The organism is uncultured Kluyvera sp., from assembly GCF_902485085.1.
Lineage (GTDB): Bacteria > Pseudomonadota > Gammaproteobacteria > Enterobacterales > Enterobacteriaceae > Kluyvera > Kluyvera ascorbata.
In genome coordinates this window covers 13,327-34,839 of the sequence record NZ_CABTJS010000114.1, presented here as the reverse complement: position 1 = coordinate 34,839, position 21,513 = coordinate 13,327, and the positions used below count along the sequence as shown (strand labels likewise).

The 21,513-nt window shown below is 55.3% G+C and carries 21 protein-coding genes; 9 read left to right on the top strand and 12 right to left on the bottom strand.

Annotated features, from left to right (window positions below):
* Positions 1-104: 104 nt before the first annotated feature.
* The 4 genes from selB to RDN66_RS13455 form a co-directional block, all read right to left on the bottom strand.
* Positions 105-1,955 carry a selenocysteine-specific translation elongation factor gene (gene selB / locus RDN66_RS13470; protein ID WP_308537916.1) on the bottom strand — a complete coding sequence of 617 codons (1,851 nt, stop codon included), beginning with the start codon at positions 1,953-1,955 and terminating at the stop codon, positions 105-107.
* On the bottom strand, positions 1,952-3,343 hold the full coding sequence (gene selA / locus RDN66_RS13465) for an L-seryl-tRNA(Sec) selenium transferase (protein ID WP_202216982.1): 1,392 nt from the start codon (positions 3,341-3,343) through the stop codon (positions 1,952-1,954). The genes selB and selA overlap by 4 nt, the downstream gene beginning before the upstream one ends.
* Positions 3,344-3,442: 99 nt before the next feature.
* Positions 3,443-4,051 (bottom strand): glutathione S-transferase, encoded by a 609-nt coding sequence (locus RDN66_RS13460; protein WP_123651079.1) that lies wholly within the window; start codon positions 4,049-4,051, stop codon positions 3,443-3,445.
* Between the two features lie 170 nt (positions 4,052-4,221).
* Positions 4,222-4,434 (bottom strand): hypothetical protein, encoded by a 213-nt coding sequence (locus RDN66_RS13455; protein WP_123651059.1) that lies wholly within the window; start codon positions 4,432-4,434, stop codon positions 4,222-4,224.
* A gap of 275 nt (positions 4,435-4,709) precedes the next feature.
* On the opposite strand from RDN66_RS13455, the gene RDN66_RS13450 reads away from it, so the two are divergent.
* From RDN66_RS13450 to trmL, 5 genes are all read left to right on the top strand, one after another.
* Positions 4,710-5,072, top strand: coding sequence for a YibL family ribosome-associated protein (locus RDN66_RS13450; RefSeq protein ID WP_035897274.1), 363 nt, complete (start codon positions 4,710-4,712; stop codon positions 5,070-5,072).
* A gap of 280 nt (positions 5,073-5,352) precedes the next feature.
* Positions 5,353-7,008 carry an L-lactate permease gene (gene lldP, locus RDN66_RS13445; protein WP_308537915.1) on the top strand — a complete coding sequence of 552 codons (1,656 nt, stop codon included), beginning with the start codon at positions 5,353-5,355 and terminating at the stop codon, positions 7,006-7,008.
* Positions 7,005-7,781: a transcriptional regulator LldR gene (lldR, locus tag RDN66_RS13440; protein ID WP_202216981.1), complete on the top strand. Its 777-nt coding sequence runs from the start codon at positions 7,005-7,007 to the stop codon at positions 7,779-7,781. Before lldP ends, lldR begins: the two co-directional genes overlap by 4 nt.
* Positions 7,778-8,962 carry an FMN-dependent L-lactate dehydrogenase LldD gene (gene lldD / locus RDN66_RS13435; RefSeq protein ID WP_035894710.1) on the top strand — a complete coding sequence of 395 codons (1,185 nt, stop codon included), beginning with the start codon at positions 7,778-7,780 and terminating at the stop codon, positions 8,960-8,962. The genes lldR and lldD overlap by 4 nt, the downstream gene beginning before the upstream one ends.
* A gap of 175 nt (positions 8,963-9,137) precedes the next feature.
* Entirely contained in the window at positions 9,138-9,611 is a 474-nt protein-coding gene (gene trmL, locus RDN66_RS13430) for a tRNA (uridine(34)/cytosine(34)/5-carboxymethylaminomethyluridine(34)-2'-O)-methyltransferase TrmL (RefSeq protein WP_123651055.1), read from the top strand.
* 79 nt (positions 9,612-9,690) lie between these two features.
* Here trmL and cysE read toward each other — a convergent pair whose 3' ends face one another.
* From cysE to RDN66_RS13405, 5 genes are all read right to left on the bottom strand, one after another.
* Complete coding sequence (gene cysE, locus RDN66_RS13425; RefSeq protein ID WP_035894708.1) at positions 9,691-10,512, bottom strand: serine O-acetyltransferase; 822 nt, start codon at positions 10,510-10,512, stop codon at positions 9,691-9,693.
* Between the two features lie 77 nt (positions 10,513-10,589).
* On the bottom strand, positions 10,590-11,609 hold the full coding sequence (gpsA, locus tag RDN66_RS13420; RefSeq protein WP_202216980.1) for an NAD(P)H-dependent glycerol-3-phosphate dehydrogenase: 1,020 nt from the start codon (positions 11,607-11,609) through the stop codon (positions 10,590-10,592).
* Positions 11,609-12,076 (bottom strand): protein-export chaperone SecB, encoded by a 468-nt coding sequence (secB, locus tag RDN66_RS13415; RefSeq protein ID WP_035894706.1) that lies wholly within the window; start codon positions 12,074-12,076, stop codon positions 11,609-11,611. Before secB ends, gpsA begins: the two co-directional genes overlap by 1 nt.
* An 84-nt stretch (positions 12,077-12,160) precedes the next feature.
* The gene (grxC, locus tag RDN66_RS13410) at positions 12,161-12,412 is read right to left on the bottom strand and encodes a glutaredoxin 3 (protein ID WP_035894705.1); all 252 of its coding nucleotides are present in this window, start codon (positions 12,410-12,412) and stop codon (positions 12,161-12,163) included.
* Between the two features lie 38 nt (positions 12,413-12,450).
* Entirely contained in the window at positions 12,451-12,882 is a 432-nt protein-coding gene (locus tag RDN66_RS13405) for a rhodanese-like domain-containing protein (RefSeq protein ID WP_035894704.1), read from the bottom strand.
* Between the two features lie 248 nt (positions 12,883-13,130).
* On the opposite strand from RDN66_RS13405, the gene gpmM reads away from it, so the two are divergent.
* The 3 genes from gpmM to RDN66_RS13390 are packed head-to-tail and all read left to right on the top strand — an operon-like array spanning position 13,131 to position 16,889.
* Positions 13,131-14,678 (top strand): 2,3-bisphosphoglycerate-independent phosphoglycerate mutase, encoded by a 1,548-nt coding sequence (gene gpmM, locus RDN66_RS13400; RefSeq protein ID WP_308537914.1) that lies wholly within the window; start codon positions 13,131-13,133, stop codon positions 14,676-14,678.
* Between the two features lie 9 nt (positions 14,679-14,687).
* Positions 14,688-15,959: a murein hydrolase activator EnvC gene (gene envC, locus RDN66_RS13395; RefSeq protein WP_035894699.1), complete on the top strand. Its 1,272-nt coding sequence runs from the start codon at positions 14,688-14,690 to the stop codon at positions 15,957-15,959.
* Positions 15,960-15,962: 3 nt separating this feature from the next.
* The gene (locus RDN66_RS13390) at positions 15,963-16,889 is read left to right on the top strand and encodes a divergent polysaccharide deacetylase family protein (protein ID WP_308537913.1); all 927 of its coding nucleotides are present in this window, start codon (positions 15,963-15,965) and stop codon (positions 16,887-16,889) included.
* Here RDN66_RS13390 and RDN66_RS13385 read toward each other — a convergent pair whose 3' ends face one another.
* A complete protein-coding gene (locus RDN66_RS13385) occupies positions 16,890-17,924 on the bottom strand; it encodes a glycosyltransferase (RefSeq protein ID WP_202216979.1) in 1,035 nt (344 codons plus the stop codon). It lies immediately after the preceding gene.
* 485 nt (positions 17,925-18,409) lie between these two features.
* Between RDN66_RS13385 and RDN66_RS13380 the strand changes: the two genes are divergently transcribed.
* A complete protein-coding gene (locus RDN66_RS13380) occupies positions 18,410-19,096 on the top strand; it encodes a lipopolysaccharide core heptose(II) kinase RfaY (protein WP_202216978.1) in 687 nt (228 codons plus the stop codon).
* Between the two features lie 60 nt (positions 19,097-19,156).
* Here the strand turns inward: RDN66_RS13380 and tdh are convergent, their stop codons facing one another.
* Together tdh and kbl are read right to left on the bottom strand one after the other, a co-directional pair.
* Positions 19,157-20,182 carry an L-threonine 3-dehydrogenase gene (tdh, locus tag RDN66_RS13375; RefSeq protein ID WP_035894695.1) on the bottom strand — a complete coding sequence of 342 codons (1,026 nt, stop codon included), beginning with the start codon at positions 20,180-20,182 and terminating at the stop codon, positions 19,157-19,159.
* Between the two features lie 9 nt (positions 20,183-20,191).
* Positions 20,192-21,388, bottom strand: coding sequence for a glycine C-acetyltransferase (gene kbl / locus RDN66_RS13370; RefSeq protein WP_202216977.1), 1,197 nt, complete (start codon positions 21,386-21,388; stop codon positions 20,192-20,194).
* Positions 21,389-21,513 lie beyond the last annotated feature (125 nt).

The window sequence follows — 21,513 nt, the reverse complement described above, 5'->3', positions numbered from 1 at the left end:
GTCTATGGAAAAAATAAAAAGCACGCCATGTTATTGTTTATGGCATGCTTTTTAGATTTTTATATATCTATGTATTATGTTTTATATATTTTCGCACTGTTTTGTTAATTTTTATTATCCGGGAACAGTAGCGCATCGCGTAATAAATGGTCATTCCCACGACGGCGGGTAAAACCAATACGGTTAAAATATTCGAGAATTTGAATCGCCAGCTTACGACCTACATTAAGCTTGTCGCGGAAGTCCGCCGCGCAGGTTGAGCCTTTTTCCTGATCGAGTTCGCGGATCATACTCGCAAAGGTCACTATCCGGTCGTTGCGGTAATAGCGGTCTTTGACAATCGCGGTAATCATCCCCTGCTGCGCCGCCAGGCGTAATACGCTACGCATGGTGTTCTCATCGGTGCCGGTTTGCGTTGCCAGGTCACGCACCCACCAGGGTTCGTCGCCAAACAGCGGCGCGGCTTTCTGCCACACCGCCTGCTGCTCGTCGGTAAATCCGGCTTTATGATCCGGCAGATGCAGCCAGCCGTGATGGCTAGCAATCACGCCGCTTTCACGCATCTGCTCAATAAGCGTCAGCACCAGCGCTTCGTCTTCCATCGGCAGAGCGATACGGCGTAAACGCTCGCGACCTGGGCCCGGCTCATCTTTATGCTGCTCATGATAGGTCGCCAGCGCGTCCATCAGTTTCCGCTGCCAGCGGGCCGCCAGCGGCGCATCCAGCAGGCTGTCGCCCGCGAGAATAAAGCCCGGCTGGGCAATCAGTTTCTCAAGACCCTGGGTACTCAACTGGCGCGCCCAGGCAAAATCACGCAGATTCACCGCATCGCGGGTCAAATGGACTGCCAGCGCCTGCGCATCTTCTTTGGCCAGCGCCAGCGCGGCAACCCACGCCAGATACTCGGGCTTGCGCTTACCACGGCGCGGCGAGTTGAGCGTCACCACGCGCGCCCCAGCCAGCGTCACTTTTGCCGAGATATCGCGCAGTACCAGCCGGTCGTTATCCGCCAGCCACAGCGGCGCATCGAGCACCAGTTCGGCCAGATTATCTTCCAGCAGCGACACGCGACCGGTGATATGGCTGGCCGCATGGTGAATGTGCAGCGGCTGCCACTGGGTCAGCGGCACGTGGCTTTGCAGCTCGACAATCACCCGCTCGGACGGCGCAGGCGGTGCCTCACTCAGCAGCCAATCTCCGCGGTTAAGATCTTCTTTTTGCGCCGCACCGGCGATATTCAGCGCAATACGCTGGCCGCCGTGGGCCTGCTCCACCGGCTGGTTCTGCGCATGCAGACCGCGAACGCGCATCGGCGTGTCCATGCCGGTCAGCCATAAAGTGTCGCCCACACGCACATCGCCCGACAGCGCCGTACCGGTCACTACCAGCCCTGCGCCCTTAACGGTAAACGCGCGGTCAATCGCCAGACGAAAACGCTGATTCTCCGGATGTTCGCGAGCGCTCAACTGGCGCAAATGGTCGCGCAGCTCGTCAATGCCGCGGTTTTCCGTGGCAGCGGTTTCAAACAGCGTCGCCTGCTCAAAACCGTATTCACGCAGTACATCGGCAACTTCACGGCGAACGTCGTCGATACGGGCAGTATCTACGCGATCCACCTTGGTTAGCGCCACGGTCAGCGTCGGGTTACCCGTCAGCTGGAGAATCGCCAGATGTTCACGGGTTTGCGCCATCACGCCGTCATCACATGCCACCACCAGCAGAGCGTGGTCAATGCCGCCAACGCCAGCCAGCATATTGGAGAGGAATTTTTCATGCCCGGGCACGTCGATAAAGCCCAGTACGCGACCATCAGGCTGCGGCCAGTAGGCGTAGCCGAGGTCAATCGTCATACCGCGGGATTTCTCTTCCGGCAGGCGGTCGGCGTTAATGCCGGTGATCGCCTGCAGCAGGGTGGTTTTGCCGTGGTCAACGTGACCGGCGGTGGCAATAATCATTTCAGCAACATCTCCAGGAAACGGGGTTCATCTTCAAGGCAGCGCAAATCAAGCCAAAGACGCCCATCATAAATTCGGCCAATCACCGGGACGGGCAGGCTACGCCAGGCGGTAGAGAGCGCTTCAAGTCGGCTCCCTTTACCATCCAGCGGGGTCAGCGCAATCGCCGCGCTCGGCAGGCTTTCGGACGGCAGGGAACCGCTGCCAATCTGCGACGCACACGGCATCACCTGCACCGCAAACTCATCGCCATAGCGCTGACTCAGCGGTTCACGCAGGCGCAGCGCCTGCTGGTGAATCTCTTCTTCCGTGCGGCTTAACAGGCGCAGGGTCGGGAGTTCAGCCGCCAGCTTTTCCGGGTGTAAATACAAGCGTAAGGTGGCTTCCAGCGCGGCCAATGTCATTTTATCGGCACGCAGCGCGCGCTTGAGCGGATGCTGCTGTAGCTGGGCTATCAACGCTTTTTTGCCGACGATAATGCCGGCCTGCGGGCCGCCAAGCAGTTTATCACCGGAAAAACTAACCAGACTCACGCCTGCGGCAATCATCTCCTGCGGCATCGGTTCTTTCGGCAGACCGTAACGGCTGAGATCGATAAGCGAACCGCTGCCGAGATCCGCCACCACCGGCACGCCAAGCTCGCGGCCAATCTCCGCCAGCTCCGCTTCTTCTACCGATTTGGTAAAGCCTTCAATGCTGTAGTTGCTGGTATGCACCTTCATCAGCAACGCGGTGTTATCGTTAAATGCCTGACGGTAATCTTTCGCATGAGTACGGTTAGTGGTGCCAACTTCATGCAGTACGCAGCCAGCCTGACGCATCACGTCGGGAATGCGAAACGCACCGCCAATCTCCACCAGTTCGCCGCGTGAAACGACCACTTCTTTACCGCTTGCCGTTGCTGCCAGCATCAGCAGTACCGCCGCGGCGTTGTTATTCACGATACAGGCATCTTCCGCGCCGGTTATCCGGCACAGCAGGTCGGCCAGCGCACGGTCGCGGTGGCCGCGTCCTGCGCCGTCTAAATCATATTCCAGCGTCACCGGGTCGCGCATCGCCTGGGTGACGGCATCAATCGCCGCCTGCGCCTGCTGCGCGCGTCCAAGGTTGGTATGCAATACGGTGCCCGTCAGGTTGATTACCGGGCGTAATGCGCTTTGCGCATCGCGGCTCAGACGACGCTGCGTCTCCTGCGACCAATCCGCGCTCCAGGCGGGGAGCGTCTGCTGCTCACGAATGCAAAGGCGCGCCTCATCCTGCATCTGGCGAAGCTGTTCCACCACCTGCGAGTGGCCGTGGGCATCAAGTAAACGGGCAAAAGCGGGATCGCGGAGCAGGCGATCGGTCGCGGGAAGCTGGCTGTAGAGCGAACGGGTATCGGTAGTCATGAGTCGGCCTGACGGTTAAATGTTACCCCTCCCGACGGGAGAGGGAGTCATAAGGGAGGGATTGTACAATGTACAGCGGCTCCGCGTTATAGCGTTCAATCAAGCCTTTGGCGGTTCGGTGCGCGCAAAACTCTCACGCAGGAAGAGCGTTTCCGCCAATTTCACAAGGTGAGGTCTCTCCACGCACCAGCCCGGCGCAATGCGGCGGAAGTTCAGATAGCCAATCGCGCAGGCAATAGCGATGGTCGCGAGGTTCAGGGTGTCAGTCTTCAGCGTACCGTCGGCCAGATAGCCTTCCAGCGCATCCAGGCTGCGGCTTATCTTCTCACGCTGGCGCAGCACTTCGGCTTCCGATTGTTGTGCTGCCGGACGCGCCTGTTCACGTACAGAGGCAAGGCCAGCATCCATAATGCCGTCAGCCAGCGATTCCATCTGGCGCACTTTCAGTGCGGCAAGCGGTTCACGCGGCACCATCTCCGGCGCCACGCCCAACAGCTCGATGTACTCGGCGATAATCGGCGAATCAAACCAGCACTGGCCGTCGTCCGTCACCAGCGCGGGCACCTTACCTAGCGGGTTGTACTGTGCCACGCCGTTTTCGGCGTTGTAGGGCTGTTCGTTAACAAACTCAAAGGCGATCCCCTTTTCCAGTAAGAGGACCGATATTTTGCGTACAAATGGGCTGGTGTAGCTGCCGACCAGTTTCATCATCATCTCCTTTGCGCCAACAAAGTAATCAGTATGGCTCAGCTCGCTGCTTTCGCCTTCTGGTTTTTACCTGCTTGGTTCTCCAGATAGAGATAATGTATCCAACTGCCATGCACAAAATGCATGGACGACATGCTTGAAGTAAACGCTAGCCCGCCGCGATAGCGACGCTATTTTTTCTCTGTATCGACAGGACGATACAGGTTGCGATAGTAGGCCAGACGCTCAAGGAACATCTCGGCTTTGTCCTCCGGTATGTCATTAGGCACCTGATTATTTTCCGGTTTCTTATGCAGATACTCGACAAATGCCTGGCTGGAGGCCATGAAATCGACGGCCTTATCGATAATCCGCGGAATGTTTTCACCCATTTTATTGCTCATCGCATGTCCTCCTCATCGATTAACCTTATTCTAAGAATGGATAAAAAGACGCCAGGCGGTTGAGGAAAATGTGCGGATTTTTATCGCTTATTTTCAAAAAAGCGATCGTGTTAACTCATTTTTGATATTACCTTTAAATTCATATCGTTAGATAAGTAACATACTTATTATCACGCGAAGAAACTTCTCCATTTTGTATAATTAACTACCAGAAATGAGCTACAACGCGCATACTAGGGGTTATTACGTCTATTTTGTTATCAGATACCAGCAACATGAAAGAAATCGAAAAGAACGAAATTAAACGCCTGAGCGACATGCTTGATGCTATCCGCCACCAGCAGGCCGCGCTGTCTCTGGTAGAAGGTGCCGAGAAGTACGCCGAGCTTGAGGTTGAAAAAACCAAACTTGAAACGGAAATCGCGCGTCTGCGTGAAGTCCGCACTCAGAAACTCAGCAAAGAAGCGCAGCAGCTGACTAAACTGCCGTTCAGCCGCGCGATTACCAAAAAAGAACAGGCCGACATGGGCAAGCTGAAGAAAAGCGTCCGTGGTCTGGTTGTCGTGCACCCAATGAGCGCGCTTGGCCGCGAAATGGGTCTGCAGGAGATGACAGGGTTCGCCAAGAGCGAGTTCTGATTCCCCTCCCCTTAACCTTCTCCCGCCCGGGGGAAGGTTTTGTTTTCCTCTGCAATCCCCAAACCAATTGGCCCAACCAATTTCACAACCAAATCTCTATTGGTTCACACTTCCATAATCTTTAATCACAAAGCGATTGCTAGAACATAACAATTAGTTAACCATTCATTGGCATTATCCCTACATCACCATATTGGCAGGGCCACTTTTACACAAACCGTGACGCAGAGCTGAGCATAGACTCACCGCAACCGGCGCGTGTGGCCCCCTGGAGACCTGCATGAGCCTCTGGCAACAAAACTACGATCCGGCTGGGAATATCTGGTTATCCAGCCTGATAGCATCGCTTCCGATTCTGTTCTTCTTCTTCGCGCTGATTAAGCTAAAGCTGAAAGGCTATGTCGCGGCAAGCTGGACGGTGTTTATCGCGCTGGCCGTGGCGCTGCTGTTTTACAAGATGCCGGTCGACCGCGCCCTGGCCTCGGTTGTTTACGGCTTCTTCTACGGCCTGTGGCCAATTGCCTGGATAATTATCGCCGCCGTTTTCGTCTACAAAATCTCGGTGAAGACCGGGCAGTTCGACATTATTCGTTCGTCGATCCTGTCGATTACGCCAGACCAGCGTCTGCAAATGCTGATTGTTGGCTTCTCCTTCGGCGCATTCCTCGAAGGGGCGGCGGGCTTTGGCGCACCGGTGGCGATTACCGCCGCGCTGCTGGTTGGCCTTGGCTTTAACCCGCTGTATGCCGCGGGCCTGTGCCTTATCGTCAACACCGCGCCGGTGGCGTTCGGTGCGATGGGCATTCCGATTCTGGTTGCCGGTCAGGTGACCGGGCTTGATAGTTTCCACATCGGTCAGATGGTTGGCCGTCAGCTGCCGTTCCTGACGATTATCGTACTGTTCTGGATCATGGCGATTATGGATGGCTGGCGCGGCGTCAAAGAGACCTGGCCGGCGGTGATGGTGGCGGGTGGCTCGTTTGCTATCGCCCAGTACCTCAGCTCTAACTTCCTCGGGCCGGAACTGCCGGACATTATCTCTTCGCTGGTGTCACTGGTGTGCCTGACGCTGTTCCTCAAGCGCTGGCAGCCGGTGCGTATTTTCCGCTTTGGCGATATGGGCGCTTCGCAGGTCGATATGGATCTGTCGCGCACCCGCTACACCGCAGGACAAGTGGTTCGCGCCTGGTCACCGTTCCTGTTCCTGACCGCGACCGTCACGCTGTGGAGCATTCCGCCGTTTAAAGCGTTATTCGCCCCAGGCGGCGCGATGTACGATCTGGTTATCAACATCTCGGTACCGTTCCTCGACAAGATGGTTGCACGCATGCCGCCGGTTGTTAGCCAGGCGACCGCCTATGTGGCGGTGTATAAGTTCGACTGGCTTTCCGCCACCGGCACCGCGATTCTGTTTGCCGCCCTGCTCTCTATCGTCTGGCTGCGTATGAAGCCGAAAGAGGCTATCAACACCTTCGGCTCCACGCTGAAAGAGCTGGCGTTACCGATTTACTCCATCGGCATGGTGCTGGCGTTCGCCTTTATTTCGAATTACTCCGGCCTGTCGTCGACGCTGGCACTGGCGCTGGCGCATACCGGTCACGCCTTTACCTTCTTCTCACCGTTCCTCGGTTGGCTCGGCGTGTTCCTGACTGGTTCAGACACCTCCTCCAACGCATTGTTCGCCGCGCTTCAGGCTACCGCCGCGCAGCAAATTGGCGTGTCGGACGTGCTGCTGGTTGCGGCCAACACCACCGGCGGCGTGACCGGGAAGATGATTTCACCGCAGTCTATCGCCATTGCCTGTGCGGCGGTCGGCCTGGTGGGTAAAGAGTCTGACCTGTTCCGCTTTACCGTGAAACACAGCCTGATCTTCACCTGTATGGTGGGCGTGATAACGACGCTGCAGGCTTACGTCTTAACCTGGATGATTCCGTGATAATACTGCCCAAACGTCTGTCAGACGATGTCGCCTGCCGCGTGCGGGCATTGATTGAAGAACAGCAACTGGAGGCGGGGATGCGATTACCCGCCGAAAGAAAGCTGGCAGCCCAGCTTGGCGTCTCGCGCAACTCTCTGCGCGAAGCGCTGGCGAAGCTGGTGAGCGAAGGATTGCTGCTCAGCCGTCGCGGCGGCGGCACCTTCGTGCGCTGGCAGCATGAGGGCTGGTCTGAACAGAATATTGTGCAACCGCTGAAAACTCTGCTGGCCGATGACCCGGACTACAGCTTCGATATCCTCGAAGCCCGCCACGCCATTGAAGCCAGCACCGCATGGTACGCCGCGATGCGCGCGACCGATGCCGATAAAGAAAAAATCCGCCTCTGCTTTGAAGCGACACAAAGCGACGACCCGGACCTCGCCTCACAGGCCGACGTTCGCTTTCATCTGGCCATTGCCGAGGCGTCCCATAACGTGGTGCTGCTGCAAACCATGCGCGGCTTTTTCGACCTGCTGCAGTCTTCGGTTATTCAGAGCCGCGAGCGCATGTATCTGGTGCCGCCGGTCTTTGCGAAGCTCACCGAACAGCATCTGGCCATCCTCGACGCCATTACCGCTGGCGATGCTGAAGGCGCGCGTCAGGCGATGATGGCGCACCTCGGCTTTGTCCACACCACTATTAAACGTTTTGATGAAGACCTGGCCCGCCAGGCGCGGAGTACCCGCCTGCCCGACGACCACACTGAACTTTCCAGGGAGAAAAAAGCATGATTATTTCCGCCGCGAGTGACTACCGTGCCGCTGCCCAGCGCATTCTGCCGCCGTTTCTGTTCCACTACATTGACGGTGGCGCGTATGCGGAACACACCCTGCGCCGCAACGTGGAAGACCTGTCAGATGTGGCGCTGCGTCAGCGCATCCTGAGAAATATGTCCGACCTGAGCCTCGAAACCACGCTGTTCAAAGAGCAGCTCTCGATGCCGGTGGCGCTGGCGCCGGTTGGTCTGTGCGGCATGTACGCTCGTCGCGGTGAGGTTCAGGCCGCCGCCGCCGCCGATGCCAAAGGCATTCCGTTTACGCTTTCCACCGTGTCAGTCTGCCCGATTGAAGAGGTCGCGCCGACCATCAAGCGCCCGATGTGGTTCCAGCTGTACGTTCTGCGCGATCGCGGCTTTATGCGCAACGCCCTGGAGCGCGCCAAAGCGGCAGGCTGTTCAACGTTGGTCTTTACCGTCGATATGCCAACCCCAGGCGCGCGCTACCGCGATGCGCACTCCGGCATGAGCGGCCCGAACGCCGCCATGCGCCGCTACTGGCAGGCCGCCACACATCCACAATGGGCATGGGACGTCGGTCTGAACGGTCGTCCGCACGATTTAGGCAATATCTCCACCTACCTCGGCAAACCAACCGGGCTGGAAGATTACATCGGCTGGCTGGCGAATAACTTCGATCCGTCTATTTCGTGGAAAGACCTGGAGTGGATCCGCGAATTCTGGGATGGCCCGATGGTGATCAAAGGGATCCTCGACCCGGAAGATGCCCGCGACGCGGTACGCTTCGGCGCCGACGGGATCGTTGTCTCTAACCATGGCGGCCGTCAGCTTGACGGCGTACTCTCCTCCGCCCGCGCGCTACCGGCAATTGCTGACGCCGTAAAAGGCGATATTACGATCCTGGCCGACAGCGGTATTCGTAACGGTCTGGACGTAGTGCGCATGATTGCGCTGGGCGCAGATAGCGTGCTGCTGGGACGTGCGTATTTGTATGCGCTCGCGACTCACGGCCAAGCGGGTGTCGCTAACCTGCTGAATCTGGTTGAGAAAGAGATGAAGGTGGCGATGACGCTGACAGGGGCAAAATCGATTAACGAGATTAGCCGCGATTCGCTGGTGCAGAGTGCGGAAGTGGCGCAGGCGTTTGGGGCTATTCAGCAGGGGAGCGCGGCGTAGGTCTGTACGGTTTCCCCCCTCACCCTAACCCTCTCCCCAGAGGGGCGAGGGGACGGTTTTGTATCGTTTGCTCGCTCGCGGACCGGTTCTTCTCCCTCTCCCTTTCAGGTAGAGGGCCGGGGTGAGGGTTTCCCCAAATTCTGCTATCCTGCCCCCCGCAATCCAAGGGGGCAGCATGCTTAACATCGTTTTATTCGAACCTGAAATCCCGCCCAATACCGGGAATATCATCCGTCTTTGCGCCAACACCGGTTTTCGTCTGCACATCATCGAACCAATGGGCTTTGCCTGGGACGACAAACGCCTACGCCGCGCCGGGCTGGACTACCACGAGTTCACCGCTGTCACGCGCTATGCCGATTACGCCGCGTTTGTTGAGAGCGAAAATCCGCAGCGTCTGTTTGCCCTGACCACCAAAGGCACGCCCGCGCACAGCGCGGTGAGCTATCAGGACGGTGACTATCTGATGTTTGGTCCGGAAACCCGCGGGCTGCCCGCGACCATTCTGGACGCACTGCCGCCTGAGCAAAAAATTCGTATTCCAATGATGCCGGATAGCCGCAGCATGAACCTGTCGAACGCGGTGTCGGTGGTGGTGTATGAGGCGTGGCGCCAGCTGGGGTATCCGGGCGCGGTATTGCGCAGTTGATATTTGCCGGATGGCGGCTACGCCTTATCCGGCCTACGGTGTGGTAGGCCCGGTAAGCGCAGCGCCACCGGGCAAAGAATCAAATCCCGTCGCCGTACTCAAATCCGTGGTTGATGCCGTTGAAGTGCTGGTCCATATCCATTGCCGGTTTGTCCGACTCCGGCTTACCAACGATACGCGCCGGTACACCCGCCGCGGTAGTGTGTGGTGGGACAGGCTGAAGAACCACGGAACCCGCGCCAATCTTCGCACCGCGACCTACTTCGATATTGCCGAGGATCTTCGCCCCGGCGCCAATCATCACGCCTTCGCGGATTTTTGGGTGACGGTCGCCGCTGGTTTTACCGGTACCGCCAAGGGTAACGGACTGTAGGATAGAGACGTCGTTTTCAATAACGGCCGTTTCACCCACTACAATACCGGTCGCATGGTCGAGCATGATGCCACGGCCAATCTTCGCCGCTGGGTGAATATCCACCTGGAACGACACCGATACCTGATTTTGCAGGAAAATGGCCAGCGCGCGTCGCCCTTGCCCCCACAGCCAATGGCCAATGCGATAGGCTTGTAACGCGTGGAAGCCTTTCAGGTACAGCAGCGGCGTTGAGTATTTGTCGACCGCCGGGTCGCGGGTGCGCACGGCCTGGATATCACAGGCGGCAGAGGCGATCATTTCCGGGTCGGCGGCGTAGGCTTCCTCTACCACTTCGCGAATGGCGATGGCGGGCATAATCGGTGAAGCCAGTTTGTTGGCAAGCATGTAGCTTAAGGCACTGCCGAGATTTTCGTGCTTGAGTAGCGTCGCATGATAGAAGCTGGCGAGCATAGGCTCACAGTCCGCCAGAGCCCTGGCTTCCGCTTTAATATTGTTCCAGACAATTTCCAGTTCTTCACACGACATTGCTTACTCCAGACATATTGGAACGATCGGCAAGTCTGCGCTTGCCGGATCGTCGGGATGACAAAGGTTTCCTGCGATTAGTTGCCGCTATGCTCATCCTTGCGTGCACGACCTAATAAGGTCAATGCTGCCTCGCGCGCGTTTTTTCCGCAATATAATACCTGATAAATTTCCTCGGTTATTGGCATTTCGACACCTACACGGTGCGCCAACTCGCGGACTTCTTTGGTATTACGGTAACCTTCGACCACCTGGCCAATACTGTCTTGCGCTTCCTGAACCTGTGCCCCTTTCCCGAGCGCCATACCGAAACGACGGTTGCGCGACTGGTTGTCGGTACAGGTCAGCACTAAATCACCGAGCCCTGCCATGCCCATAAAGGTCACCGGGTCTGCACCCAGCGCCACGCCAAGGCGTGACATTTCAGTCAACCCACGGGTGATAAGCGCCGTACGCGCGTTCGCGCCAAAGCCGATGCCGTCAGAGATGCCTGCGCCAATCGCAATCACGTTTTTCACCGCGCCGCCCAACTGGACGCCGATGAAATCCGGGTTGCTATACACGCGGAAGCTCTTACCGCAGTGCAGCAGCTGCTGCAAATCGTCGGCAAAGACCGGGTCCGTCGCCGCCAGCGAAATCGCCGTTGGCAAACCGGCGGCCAGCTCTTTGGCAAACGTCGGTCCAGAAATCACCGCCAGCGGAATATCCGGGCCCAGCGCTTCACGCGCCACGTCCTGCAGCAGGCGACCAGTTTCAGCCTCCAGCCCTTTCGTTGCCCAGACCAGACGAGCATCAGGACGCAGCAGCGGTTTCATCTGACGTAATACGTCGCCAAATACATGGCTTGGCACCACCACCAGAATATCGCGACTGGCGGCCAGCGCGGTCGCTAGGTCGCTTTCGAGGTGGAGCGTATCGGGGAACGGAACGTCGGGAAGGAATGCCGCGTTGCAGCGATCGTGCTGTAGCATCGCGACATGGTTGGGATCGTGGCCCCAGAGTATAACCGGATGGCCATTTCTTGCCACGGTGATGGCAAGAGCGGTGCCGTACGAGCCGGCACCGATCACAGTCATTGAAGCATTAAGTGCGTTCATCAGGCATCCTGATGTTGTTCTGCACCTTCGCCAGCCTGCTGTTGCAGATAGTTCATGAACAGCGCATCAAAGTTAACCGGCGCAAGGTTCAGCTGTGGGAAAGTCCCACGGGAAACCAGGCTGGTGATGCATTCACGCGCATACGGGAACAGGATGTTCGGGCAGTATGCACCCAGGCAATGGGCCATCTGAGTCCCTTCGATACCTTCGATAGAGAAGATACCCGCCTGTTGAGTTTCGCACAGGAACGCAGTTTCTTCGCCAAGGCTCGCCGTTACGGTGACACGCAGCACCACTTCATACACGCCGTCAGCCAGTTGGTTGGAAGCGGTATCAAGATCAAGTTTAACCTCTGGCTGCCAATCTTTCTGGAAAACGTGTGGCGCATTTGGTGCTTCGAAAGAAACATCTTTGGTGTAAATGCGCTGAATCTGGAAAGCCATTTCTGCGTTGTTTTGTTCTGACATGTGTAAAAACCCTTTCGTGTTGTCCTTAAAAAAAGCGGAATGCCTCACGCCCGCCCAGGTCAGGCGTGAACGCTTCGCAAAGCATTAGCGCAGCAGGGGATCGAGTCCACCACGTGCATCAAGCGCATACAAGTCGTCGCAGCCGCCAATGTGCTGTGCATCAATAAAAATCTGCGGAACCGTCGTGCGGCCGCTGCGCTGAATCATCTCTTCGCGCTTTTCGGCGTTGCCGTCGATTGGCAGTTCTTCGAAGGTGACGCCTTTTTCAGCCAGCAGCGCTTTTGCACGATGGCAATAAGGGCATGTCGCTTTGGTATAGATTTCAATCTTGGCCATTACAGCTCTCCTGACGTTACCCGATCTACGAGTCGGTATTATTTGCCGCGAACCAGAGGCAGGTTTTCACCGCTCCAGCCTGCGATACCTTCTTTCAGTACGAAGACTTTTTCAAAGCCCGCTTTCAGCAGCGCGCTAGCAGACTCAGTTGCCTGCATGCCGGAGCCGTCGGTGACGATAACCGGTTTGTCTTTGTGTTTTTCCAGCTCGCCGACGTTGTTGGCTTTGATTTCAGCCGGCAGCAGGTTCACGGAACCGGCAATGTGGCCTTTACGGAAATCATCACGCTGGCGCAGGTCGACGACAATCGCGTCTTCTTTGTTAATCAAACGGGTCGCTTCACCACGGTTGATGACCTTAACTTTAGACATCAGCCCTTTAAAGGTGGTGAACAGCACGGCCGCCAGCAGCGCGATCCACGCGATGCTCAGCACAGGGTGACGACCAACAAATTGCATAATCTCTTGCATGGGGGGTAACAGCTCCCGACGTGTAATGTTTAAAAACCAGGGATGGAGTATACCTGCGGCGTGGCGCAAATACAGCCAGCGCGCGCGATGTAATGTGTTTTCTGCGGAGTGCTACGGAAAAAAGGGAGGTTTTGTACGTTTTTCAGCGCCCATCTCCCCGCTTTCTTTGATCTCTCGTTGTTATTTTATCGATTCAGCTGTAGTAAAATTACGCAAATTTTCTGTCTTTAGAGCATGAGGTTGTCGCAATGTCGGTTACTAAAAAACCTATGGTACTGGTGATTCTGGATGGCTACGGCTACCGCGAAGAGCATCAGGATAACGCTATTTACAGCGCTAAAACTCCGGTTATGGACGCGCTGTGGGCAAAACGTCCGCATACCCTGATCCACGCTTCTGGCCTGGAAGTCGGTCTGCCAGACGGTCAGATGGGTAACTCTGAAGTCGGTCACGTGAACCTGGGCGCAGGCCGTATCGTGTATCAGGACCTGACCCGTCTTGACGTCGAAATCAAAGAGCGCACTTTCTTCGCTAATCCGGTGCTGTCTGGCGCGGTAGACAAAGCCGTCGCTGCGGGTAAAGCGGTACACATCATGGGCCTGCTGTCCGCCGGTGGCGTACACAGCCATGAAGACCACATCATGGCAATGGTAGAGCTGGCCGCTGAACGTGGCGCAGAAAAAATCTACCTGCACGCGTTCCTCGACGGTCGCGACACCCCACCGCGCAGCGCCAATGGCTCCCTGCAGAAATTTGAAGAGAAATTTGCCGCGCTGGGCAAAGGCCGCGTGGCCTCTATCATCGGTCGTTACTATGTGATGGACCGTGATAACCGTTGGGATCGCGTTGAACAAGCTTACAACCTGCTGGTTGAAGCCAAAGGCGAATTCCAGGCTGACACCGCGGTTGCCGCGCTGGAAGCTGCCTACGCTCGCGATGAAAACGATGAATTCGTGAAAGCCACCGTTATCCGTGCAGCCGGCCAGGCCGATGCCGCAATGGAAGACGGCGATGCGCTGATCTTCATGAACTTCCGTGCTGACCGTGCGCGTGAAATCACCCGCGCGTTCGTGAACGCCGACTTCGACGGCTTCAAACGCCACAAAGAAGTGAAGCTGGGCGATTTCATCATGCTGACCGAATACGCAGCAGACATCAAAGCACCTTGCGCTTACCCACCAGCCTCCCTGGAAAATACCTTCGGTGAGTGGATGGCGAAGCATGAGAAAACGCAGCTGCGCATCTCCGAAACCGAGAAATACGCGCACGTGACCTTCTTCTTCAACGGCGGCGTAGAAGAGCCGTTCAAAGGCGAAGATCGCATCCTGATCAACTCCCCGAAAGTGGCGACCTACGACCTGCAGCCGGAAATGAGCTCCGCTGAGCTGACCGAGAAGCTGGTTGCCGCTATCGAAAGCGGTAAGTACGACACCATCATCTGTAACTATCCGAACGGCGATATGGTTGGCCATACCGGCGTGATGGAAGCTGCGGTGAAAGCGGTTGAAGCGCTGGATCACTGCCTGGATGAAGTGACTCGTGCGGTCGAGAAAGTAGGCGGCCAGCTGCTGGTTACCGCTGACCACGGCAACGCTGAGCAGATGCGTGACCCGGCTACCGGCCAGGCGCACACTGCACACACCAGCCTGCCGGTTCCGCTGATCTACGTTGGCGATAAAACCGTTAAAGCGGTGGAAGGCGGCAAGCTCTCCGATATCGCGCCAACCATGCTGACGCTGATGGGGATGGAAATCCCGCAACAGATGACTGGTAAGCCGCTGTTCATCGTGGAATAATCCCTCCCCATGAGGGGAAAGGCGATTTATTCCATTAAATGGGCCGAGGCGACGCTTCGGTCCACGTTCTACGCCAGCGCGCTCAGCGCTGGCGTATTGCTGTGCGCCGCGCCCGCCCATGCGGACGACCGTTCACAGCTCCAGTCTATTCAGGCCGATATCGCCGCCAAAGAGCGCGCGGTACGCCAACAGCAACAACAACGCGCTACCCTTCTCGCCCAGCTTAAAGCGCAGGAACAGGCCATTGCCGCCGCCGCGCGTCAGCTCCGTGAAACGCAAAACTCACTGGCGCAGCTTAACGCGCAGATTGCCGAGATGAACGCCTCCATCGCCAAGCTGGAAAAACAGCGGGCGGCGCAGGAGCGTAATCTGGCCGCACAGCTTGATGCCGCATTCCGTCAGGGCGAGCACACCGGCATTCAGCTTATCCTCAGCGGTGAAGAGAGCCAGCGCGGCCAACGCCTGCAGGCCTACTTTGGCTACCTGAACCAGGCACGCCAGGAAACTATCGCCGAGCTTAAGCAGACCCGCGAAGAAGTCGCCGCGCAGAAAACCGAGCTTGAAGAGAAGCAGAGCGAACAGCAAACGCTGCTGTACGAGCAGAAAGCCCAGCAGGCCAAACTCGAAGCGGCGCGTAATGAACGTCAGAAAACCATTTCCGGGCTCGAATCCTCCATTCAGGCAGGCCAACAGCAACTCGGCGAACTGCGCGCCAACGAATCCCGTCTGCGGAGCAGCATTGCCCGCGCGGAGGCTGCTGCTAAAGCCCGCGCCGAACGCGAAGCGCGTGAAGCGGAAGCCGTGCGCAACCGTCAGCAAGAAGCCACCCGTAAAGGCACCACCTACAAACCTTCCGAAAGTGAACGTTCGCTGATGGCCCGTACCGGCGGCCTGGGCGCACCACGTGGTCAGGCTTTCTGGCCCGTACGTGGCACAACGCTTCATCGATATGGCGAACAGCTCCAAGGTGAGCTACGTTGGAAGGGGATGGTGATAAGCGCAGCGGAAGGCACCGAAGTGAAAGCCATCGCCGATGGGCGCGTCATCCTTGCCGACTGGCTTCAGGGTTACGGCCTGGTAGTCGTGGTCGAGCACGGTAAAGGCGATATGAGCCTGTACGGTTATAACCAAAGCGCGCTGGTCAGCGTTGGCACACAGGTGCGCGCCGGTCAGCCTATCGCTCTGGTGGGCAACAGTGGCGGTCAGGGTAGACCGTCGCTCTATTTCGAAATTCGCCGTCAGGGTCAGGCGGTCAATCCACTGCCGTGGTTGGGAAGATAAGTTTTGCTTCAATTTCGCAGGATAGCTTTACTCGGTGCGCTGGCATTAGCCGCACCGAGCTACGCCGGTAAATTATCAATCGTTATCGATGACTTTGGTTATCGTCCACAGACGGAAAACCAGGTGCTGGCGATGCCCTCCACCATTTCCGTCGCGGTGTTACCCAACGCGCCTCACGCGCGTGAAATGGCCACCAAAGCCCATAACAGCGGGCACGAGGTGTTAATTCACCTGCCGATGGCGCCGCTCAGCAAGCAGCCGCTGGAGAAGGACACCCTTCGCCCGGACATGAGCAGCGATGAGATCGAACGCATTATTCGTGAAGCGGTGGATAAGGTGCCGTACGCCGTCGGGCTGAACAACCATATGGGCAGCGCGATGACTTCCAGCCTGTTCGGGATGCAAAAGGTGATGCAGGCGCTCAGTCGCTATAACCTCTATTTCCTCGACAGCATGACCATCGGCAACAGCCAGGCAATGCGCGCCGCTAACGGGACCGGCGTGAAGGTGATTAAGCGCAGGGTTTTCCTGGACGATACGCAGAACGAAACGGATATCCGCGTGCAGTTTAATCGGGCTATCGATTTAGCGCGCCGCAACGGTTCGGCCATCGCCATTGGTCACCCGCACCCGACCACCGTCCGCGTACTGCAGCAGATGGTCTACAACCTGCCATCGGACATTACTCTGGTTCGCCCAAGCAGCCTGCTTAACGAGCCGCAGGTTGATACCTCAAGACCAAACAACAGTTTGCCAACCCAAAGTCAGCCAACCGCACCGCGCAATCCGTTCCGCGGCGTGAAGCTCTGCAAACCGAAAAAACCGCTGGAGCCAGTTTACGCCAGCCGTTTCTTCAATGTGTTAAGCGAGAGCATCACCCACAGCACGCTGGTGCAGTATATGCAGCTGCAGTGGCAGGGGTGGCAGTAGTTAGTCGTTCAATTCTAGCGTTAATCGTGACAGGCGACGTGGCGTGAGTGATTTATCACGCCATTTGCTGAACCGCAAAGCCCAGAGTAAGACCTGATAGCCCAGCTTAACGCTGCGGATGTTACACACCATGCGTTTAAACATGCCTGATACAAACACCTCGGCAATCATCCGCTGGCGGATCTGTGGATCGGGTTCTTTACGAATGCAGTGGCATACTCGCAGCCCTTCATAAATCACCTGTTGCTTAAACTCAGGATAGATAGGGATACGGTTAGCGTAGCTATGATTAAGCTCATCCAGCAGGCGAGTTATTTTAATATAGTGCCGTTGATAATTTAAATTCGCTTCACCCTGCCGCTTCATATGGCTAATTGAGCCATCGTGTTGGTAGTACTTATATAACGGTTTTTCCGTATATCTCACACGAGTGGCATTAAACATAAATGCCGTACTCCACATGACATCCTGATGATGTAACCCTGGGATAAATCTTATATTGTGTTCTTTAATGAGGTCATTTCTATATACCCCCATCCAGAGAACATGCGTCCAGCGCCGCGAAGCAAGCCCCATACGCAACCAGTCCGGGCCGGACAGGACACCGGTAGAACGCAGGCGATCGGTTGGAATGGATACCCAAACTCGGGACGTTTCCCGCGAACTCCAGTCCGCGTTGCCTTGTGCAACATCAAGATTATCCTGTAAAGCCATCCCCATCAGCGTTTCATACATATCTGGATAGACTTCATCATCAGCATCAACGAATGCGATGTAATCCCCTACGGCCACATCCAGGCCAAGGTTACGCGCAACGGAGACACCCTGGTTAGCCTGATGCAGCAGCCGAACATGGGGATACTTATCCACATAGTATTGCGCAATATCGACGGAGCAATCCGTAGAACCATCATTAACAATAATGATTTCGAGATCTTTCCAGGTCTGCGCAATTAACGACTCCATACAGTCACGAAAGTAACCACCGGCATTATATAACGGGATAATAACGCTTAATTTATATTTACTTTGCATAGTAGGGTAATCAGCTAATCTATGGGATTGTGGTTACTCTATCACTCGATTATTAAGATACTATTAAGGTTTAAAAAGACGCACAATTTCTCGGAAAATAGGCCAGCCCCCATACAAATTTATATTAACTACTTTTATAACCTCTTGTTTTACACGTCTGAGTTACAGAAAATAGCACAAATTGCTAACTTTGTTTCTACCTGAGTATGGCAAAGGATTTTGTAACGCAGATTTGATCTCTCTCACAAAATGAACAATACGCAGGTGATGATGGTGCGGGCATCTTTGCGGCCTCGATGCTTTACATCGAAAAAGCCTCATTTCACCCCTTAATAAATCTATATTTTTCAATTAGATAAAATAAAAAGTCGTTATTTCTGCTCATTTCACATAAAAGCATGTATTAACTAAACGTTAGCGACACAGTTTTGTATAATACAGAGCGTTATTATTTCAACAAGATTAGATATACGGAGGTGAATTTAATGAATATTATTCAGACTGAATTGGATGGTTTTAACGTCTATTTCAAGAAAAAAAATATTAACTTCCCTTCGTTGATGGAAAAATTCGCGCGCAATGAAATAAAGGGAAAACCACTAAATGCTGAAAATGGTTTTCGGAGTGTTTATCTTGTCGAGTATGATAATAAAAAGTTTATCGTCAAAAACGATCGCGAAATTGACCATCGCTTTGAGAAAAAAGCATTAAACTTTATTTTTGGCCCCTTTTATTCAAACATGATTAAGCGACTTGGGCGGCTAACACCCGAGCAGCGTTCCTGCACCGCAGATCTCTACTACGTGGCTGAAAAATGTCAATTACGTCAATGTGTTGAAGTATCTACTATTCATGAATATATTGACGGCGAGCCTCTTACCGAGATTAACGAAAGTAACGCGCAGGATGTAAAAGACTGTATTATCAAACTTCACAACGCTGGTCTTGCTTCAAATGACATTCACCCTGGCAATTTTATCAGGACACCATCAGGTGAACTTAAAGTTATCGATCTCTCATGCAAGGGCAGTCTGAAAATATGCCAGGCGAACGATATCATAACGCTCCGGAATAAGTACAACATCGATATTCAGGGTCATGGTTTCGTTTATAAGCTAATTTTATTAAAAGAAAATCTTCGCCGGCTTTCACGAAAAATTCGTGGCAAGTAAAAAAATAGCCAGATAATTATCGTATCTGGCTATTCGCTATTTATCCTACCAGCTTAATACCTAATCCCAACTCAGTACCACTTTGCCCGACTGACCGGAACGCATGGCGTCAAAGCCTTTCTGGAAGTCATCAATGCCGAAACGGTGGGTAATCATCGGTGACAGATCCAGACCAGACTGGATCAACGCCGCCATCTTGTACCAGGTTTCAAACATTTCACGACCATAGATACCTTTAATAAACAGTCCCTTAAAGATAACCTTGGTCCAGTCGATAGACATATCAGATGGCGGAATCCCCAGCATCGCGATACGCCCACCGTGGTTCATGGTGTCGAGCATAGAACGGAACGCCGGCGGCGCGCCGGACATCTCCAGGCCCACATCGAAGCCTTCGGTCATACCCAACTCAGCCATCACATCGTTCAGATTCTCTTTGGAAACATTAACCGCGCGGGTAACGCCCATTTTGCGCGCCAGATCCAGACGGTATTCGTTCACGTCGGTGATCACCACGTTACGCGCACCCACGTGTTTCGCCACGGCTGCCGCCATCACGCCAATCGGGCCCGCACCGGAGACCAGCACATCTTCACCCACCAGGTCGAAGGAGAGCGCCGTGTGCACCGCATTGCCGAATGGATCGAAGATAGAGGCCAGATCGTCAGAGATATTGTCCGGGATTTTGAAGGCGTTAAACGCAGGGATCACCAGATATTCCGCGAAGCAGCCTGGGCGGTTTACGCCCACGCCAATGGTGTTACGGCACAGGTGAGTACGACCGGCGCGGCAGTTACGGCAGTGGCCGCAGGTGATATGGCCTTCACCGGAGACGCGGTCGCCGATTTTAAAGCCACGCACTTCCTGACCAATCCCGACCACTTCACCCACGTACTCGTGGCCGACAACCATCGGAACCGGGATGGTCTTCTGTGACCATTCATCCCAGTTGTAGATATGCACATCGGTACCGCAGATAGCGGTTTTGCGAATTTTAATCAGCAGGTCGTTATGGCCGAGTTCCGGTTCCGGAACATCGGTCATCCAGATCCCTTCTTCCGCTTTCAGTTTGGATAACGCTTTCATCTCACACCCTTAGGCAATGACGCCCAGTTGTTTACCGATGCGGGTAAAGGCTTCCACCGCACGTTCAATTTGTTCCGTCGTATGCGCCGCCGACATCTGGGTGCGAATACGCGCCTGGCCTTTTGGTACGACCGGGAAGAAGAAGCCGGTCACGTAGATCCCTTCTTTTTGCAGCTCACGGGCAAAGTTCTGCGCGATAACGGCATCACCCAGCATCACCGGAATAATGGCGTGATCGGCACCCGCAAGGGTGAAACCTGCCGCGGTCATTTTTTCGCGGAACAGACGCGCATTGGCCCACAGGCGATCGCGCAGCTCAGCGCCGGACTCGACCATTTCGAGTACTTTGATAGACGCGGCAACGATGGCTGGCGCCAGGGAATTGGAGAACAGGTACGGGCGAGAGCGCTGACGTAGCCACTCCACCACCTCTTTGCGCGCAGCGGTATAGCCGCCGGACGCGCCGCCGAGCGCTTTGCCCAGCGTGCCGGTGATGATGTCCACACGGCCCATCACGTCGCAGTATTCATGGGAGCCACGGCCGTTTTCGCCGACAAAACCGACGGCGTGGGAGTCATCGACCATCACCAGCGCATCGTAAATGTCTGCCAGATCGCACACGCCTTTCAGGTTGGCGATCACGCCGTCCATGGAGAACACGCCATCGGTGGCAATCAGCACATGACGCGCACCGGCAGCACGCGCTTCTTTCAGGCGTTCTTCCAGCTCAACCATATCGTTGTTGGCGTAACGGAAACGCTTCGCCTTGCACAGACGCACGCCGTCGATGATTGAGGCATGGTTCAGGGCATCGGAGATAATGGCGTCTTCTGCGCCCAACAGCGTCTCAAACAGGCCGCCGTTGGCGTCGAAGCAGGAGGAGTACAGAATCGCATCTTCCATACCGAGGAAGCTCGCCAGCTTCTGCTCCAGCACCTTGTGGCTGTCCTGGGTGCCGCAGATAAAACGGACTGAAGCCATACCAAAGCCGTGGCTGTCCATGCCCGCTTTCGCGGCGTTAATCAGTTCAGGATGGTTCGCCAGGCCAAGGTAGTTGTTGGCACAGAAGTTGATGACGTGGCTGCCGTCACCCACGGTGATGTCCGCCTGCTGAGCGGAGGTGATAATACGTTCTTCTTTAAACAACCCTTCCGCGCGAGCGGTGTCCAGGTCGTTCGTTAACTGTTTGTAGAAATCACCACGCATTGCAACTCTCCAGATCCGGTAAAATTTGGCACATATTACCCAAAGCTATACGCAGATACGAGATGATGCATTTCTGAATGAATTATTTGCAGCATAAATCACGTGGCCTGATGTTCACGACACGG

Bases quoted from the DNA above. Each gene is read 5' to 3' on its own strand.
- lldD (WP_035894710.1), top strand. From the start codon at position 7,778: ATGATTATTTCCGCCGCGAGTGACTACCGTGCCGCTGCCCAGCGCATT.
- cysE (WP_035894708.1), bottom strand. From the start codon at position 10,512: ATGTCGTGTGAAGAACTGGAAATTGTCTGGAACAATATTAAAGCGGAA.
- RDN66_RS13380 (WP_202216978.1), top strand. From the start codon at position 18,410: ATGAATATTATTCAGACTGAATTGGATGGTTTTAACGTCTATTTCAAG.
- RDN66_RS13455 (WP_123651059.1), bottom strand. From the start codon at position 4,434: ATGAGCAATAAAATGGGTGAAAACATTCCGCGGATTATCGATAAGGCC.
- selA (WP_202216982.1), bottom strand. From the start codon at position 3,343: ATGACTACCGATACCCGTTCGCTCTACAGCCAGCTTCCCGCGACCGAT.
- RDN66_RS13460 (WP_123651079.1), bottom strand. From the start codon at position 4,051: ATGAAACTGGTCGGCAGCTACACCAGCCCATTTGTACGCAAAATATCG.
- grxC (WP_035894705.1), bottom strand. From the start codon at position 12,412: ATGGCCAAGATTGAAATCTATACCAAAGCGACATGCCCTTATTGCCAT.
- envC (WP_035894699.1), top strand. From the start codon at position 14,688: ATGAGGGGAAAGGCGATTTATTCCATTAAATGGGCCGAGGCGACGCTT.
- selB (WP_308537916.1), bottom strand. From the start codon at position 1,955: ATGATTATTGCCACCGCCGGTCACGTTGACCACGGCAAAACCACCCTG.
- lldP (WP_308537915.1), top strand. From the start codon at position 5,353: ATGAGCCTCTGGCAACAAAACTACGATCCGGCTGGGAATATCTGGTTA.
- RDN66_RS13450 (WP_035897274.1), top strand. From the start codon at position 4,710: ATGAAAGAAATCGAAAAGAACGAAATTAAACGCCTGAGCGACATGCTT.
- trmL (WP_123651055.1), top strand. From the start codon at position 9,138: ATGCTTAACATCGTTTTATTCGAACCTGAAATCCCGCCCAATACCGGG.
- RDN66_RS13405 (WP_035894704.1), bottom strand. From the start codon at position 12,882: ATGCAAGAGATTATGCAATTTGTTGGTCGTCACCCTGTGCTGAGCATC.
- tdh (WP_035894695.1), bottom strand. From the start codon at position 20,182: ATGAAAGCGTTATCCAAACTGAAAGCGGAAGAAGGGATCTGGATGACC.
- kbl (WP_202216977.1), bottom strand. From the start codon at position 21,388: ATGCGTGGTGATTTCTACAAACAGTTAACGAACGACCTGGACACCGCT.
- gpmM (WP_308537914.1), top strand. From the start codon at position 13,131: ATGTCGGTTACTAAAAAACCTATGGTACTGGTGATTCTGGATGGCTAC.
- RDN66_RS13385 (WP_202216979.1), bottom strand. From the start codon at position 17,924: ATGCAAAGTAAATATAAATTAAGCGTTATTATCCCGTTATATAATGCC.
- secB (WP_035894706.1), bottom strand. From the start codon at position 12,076: ATGTCAGAACAAAACAACGCAGAAATGGCTTTCCAGATTCAGCGCATT.
- gpsA (WP_202216980.1), bottom strand. From the start codon at position 11,609: ATGAACGCACTTAATGCTTCAATGACTGTGATCGGTGCCGGCTCGTAC.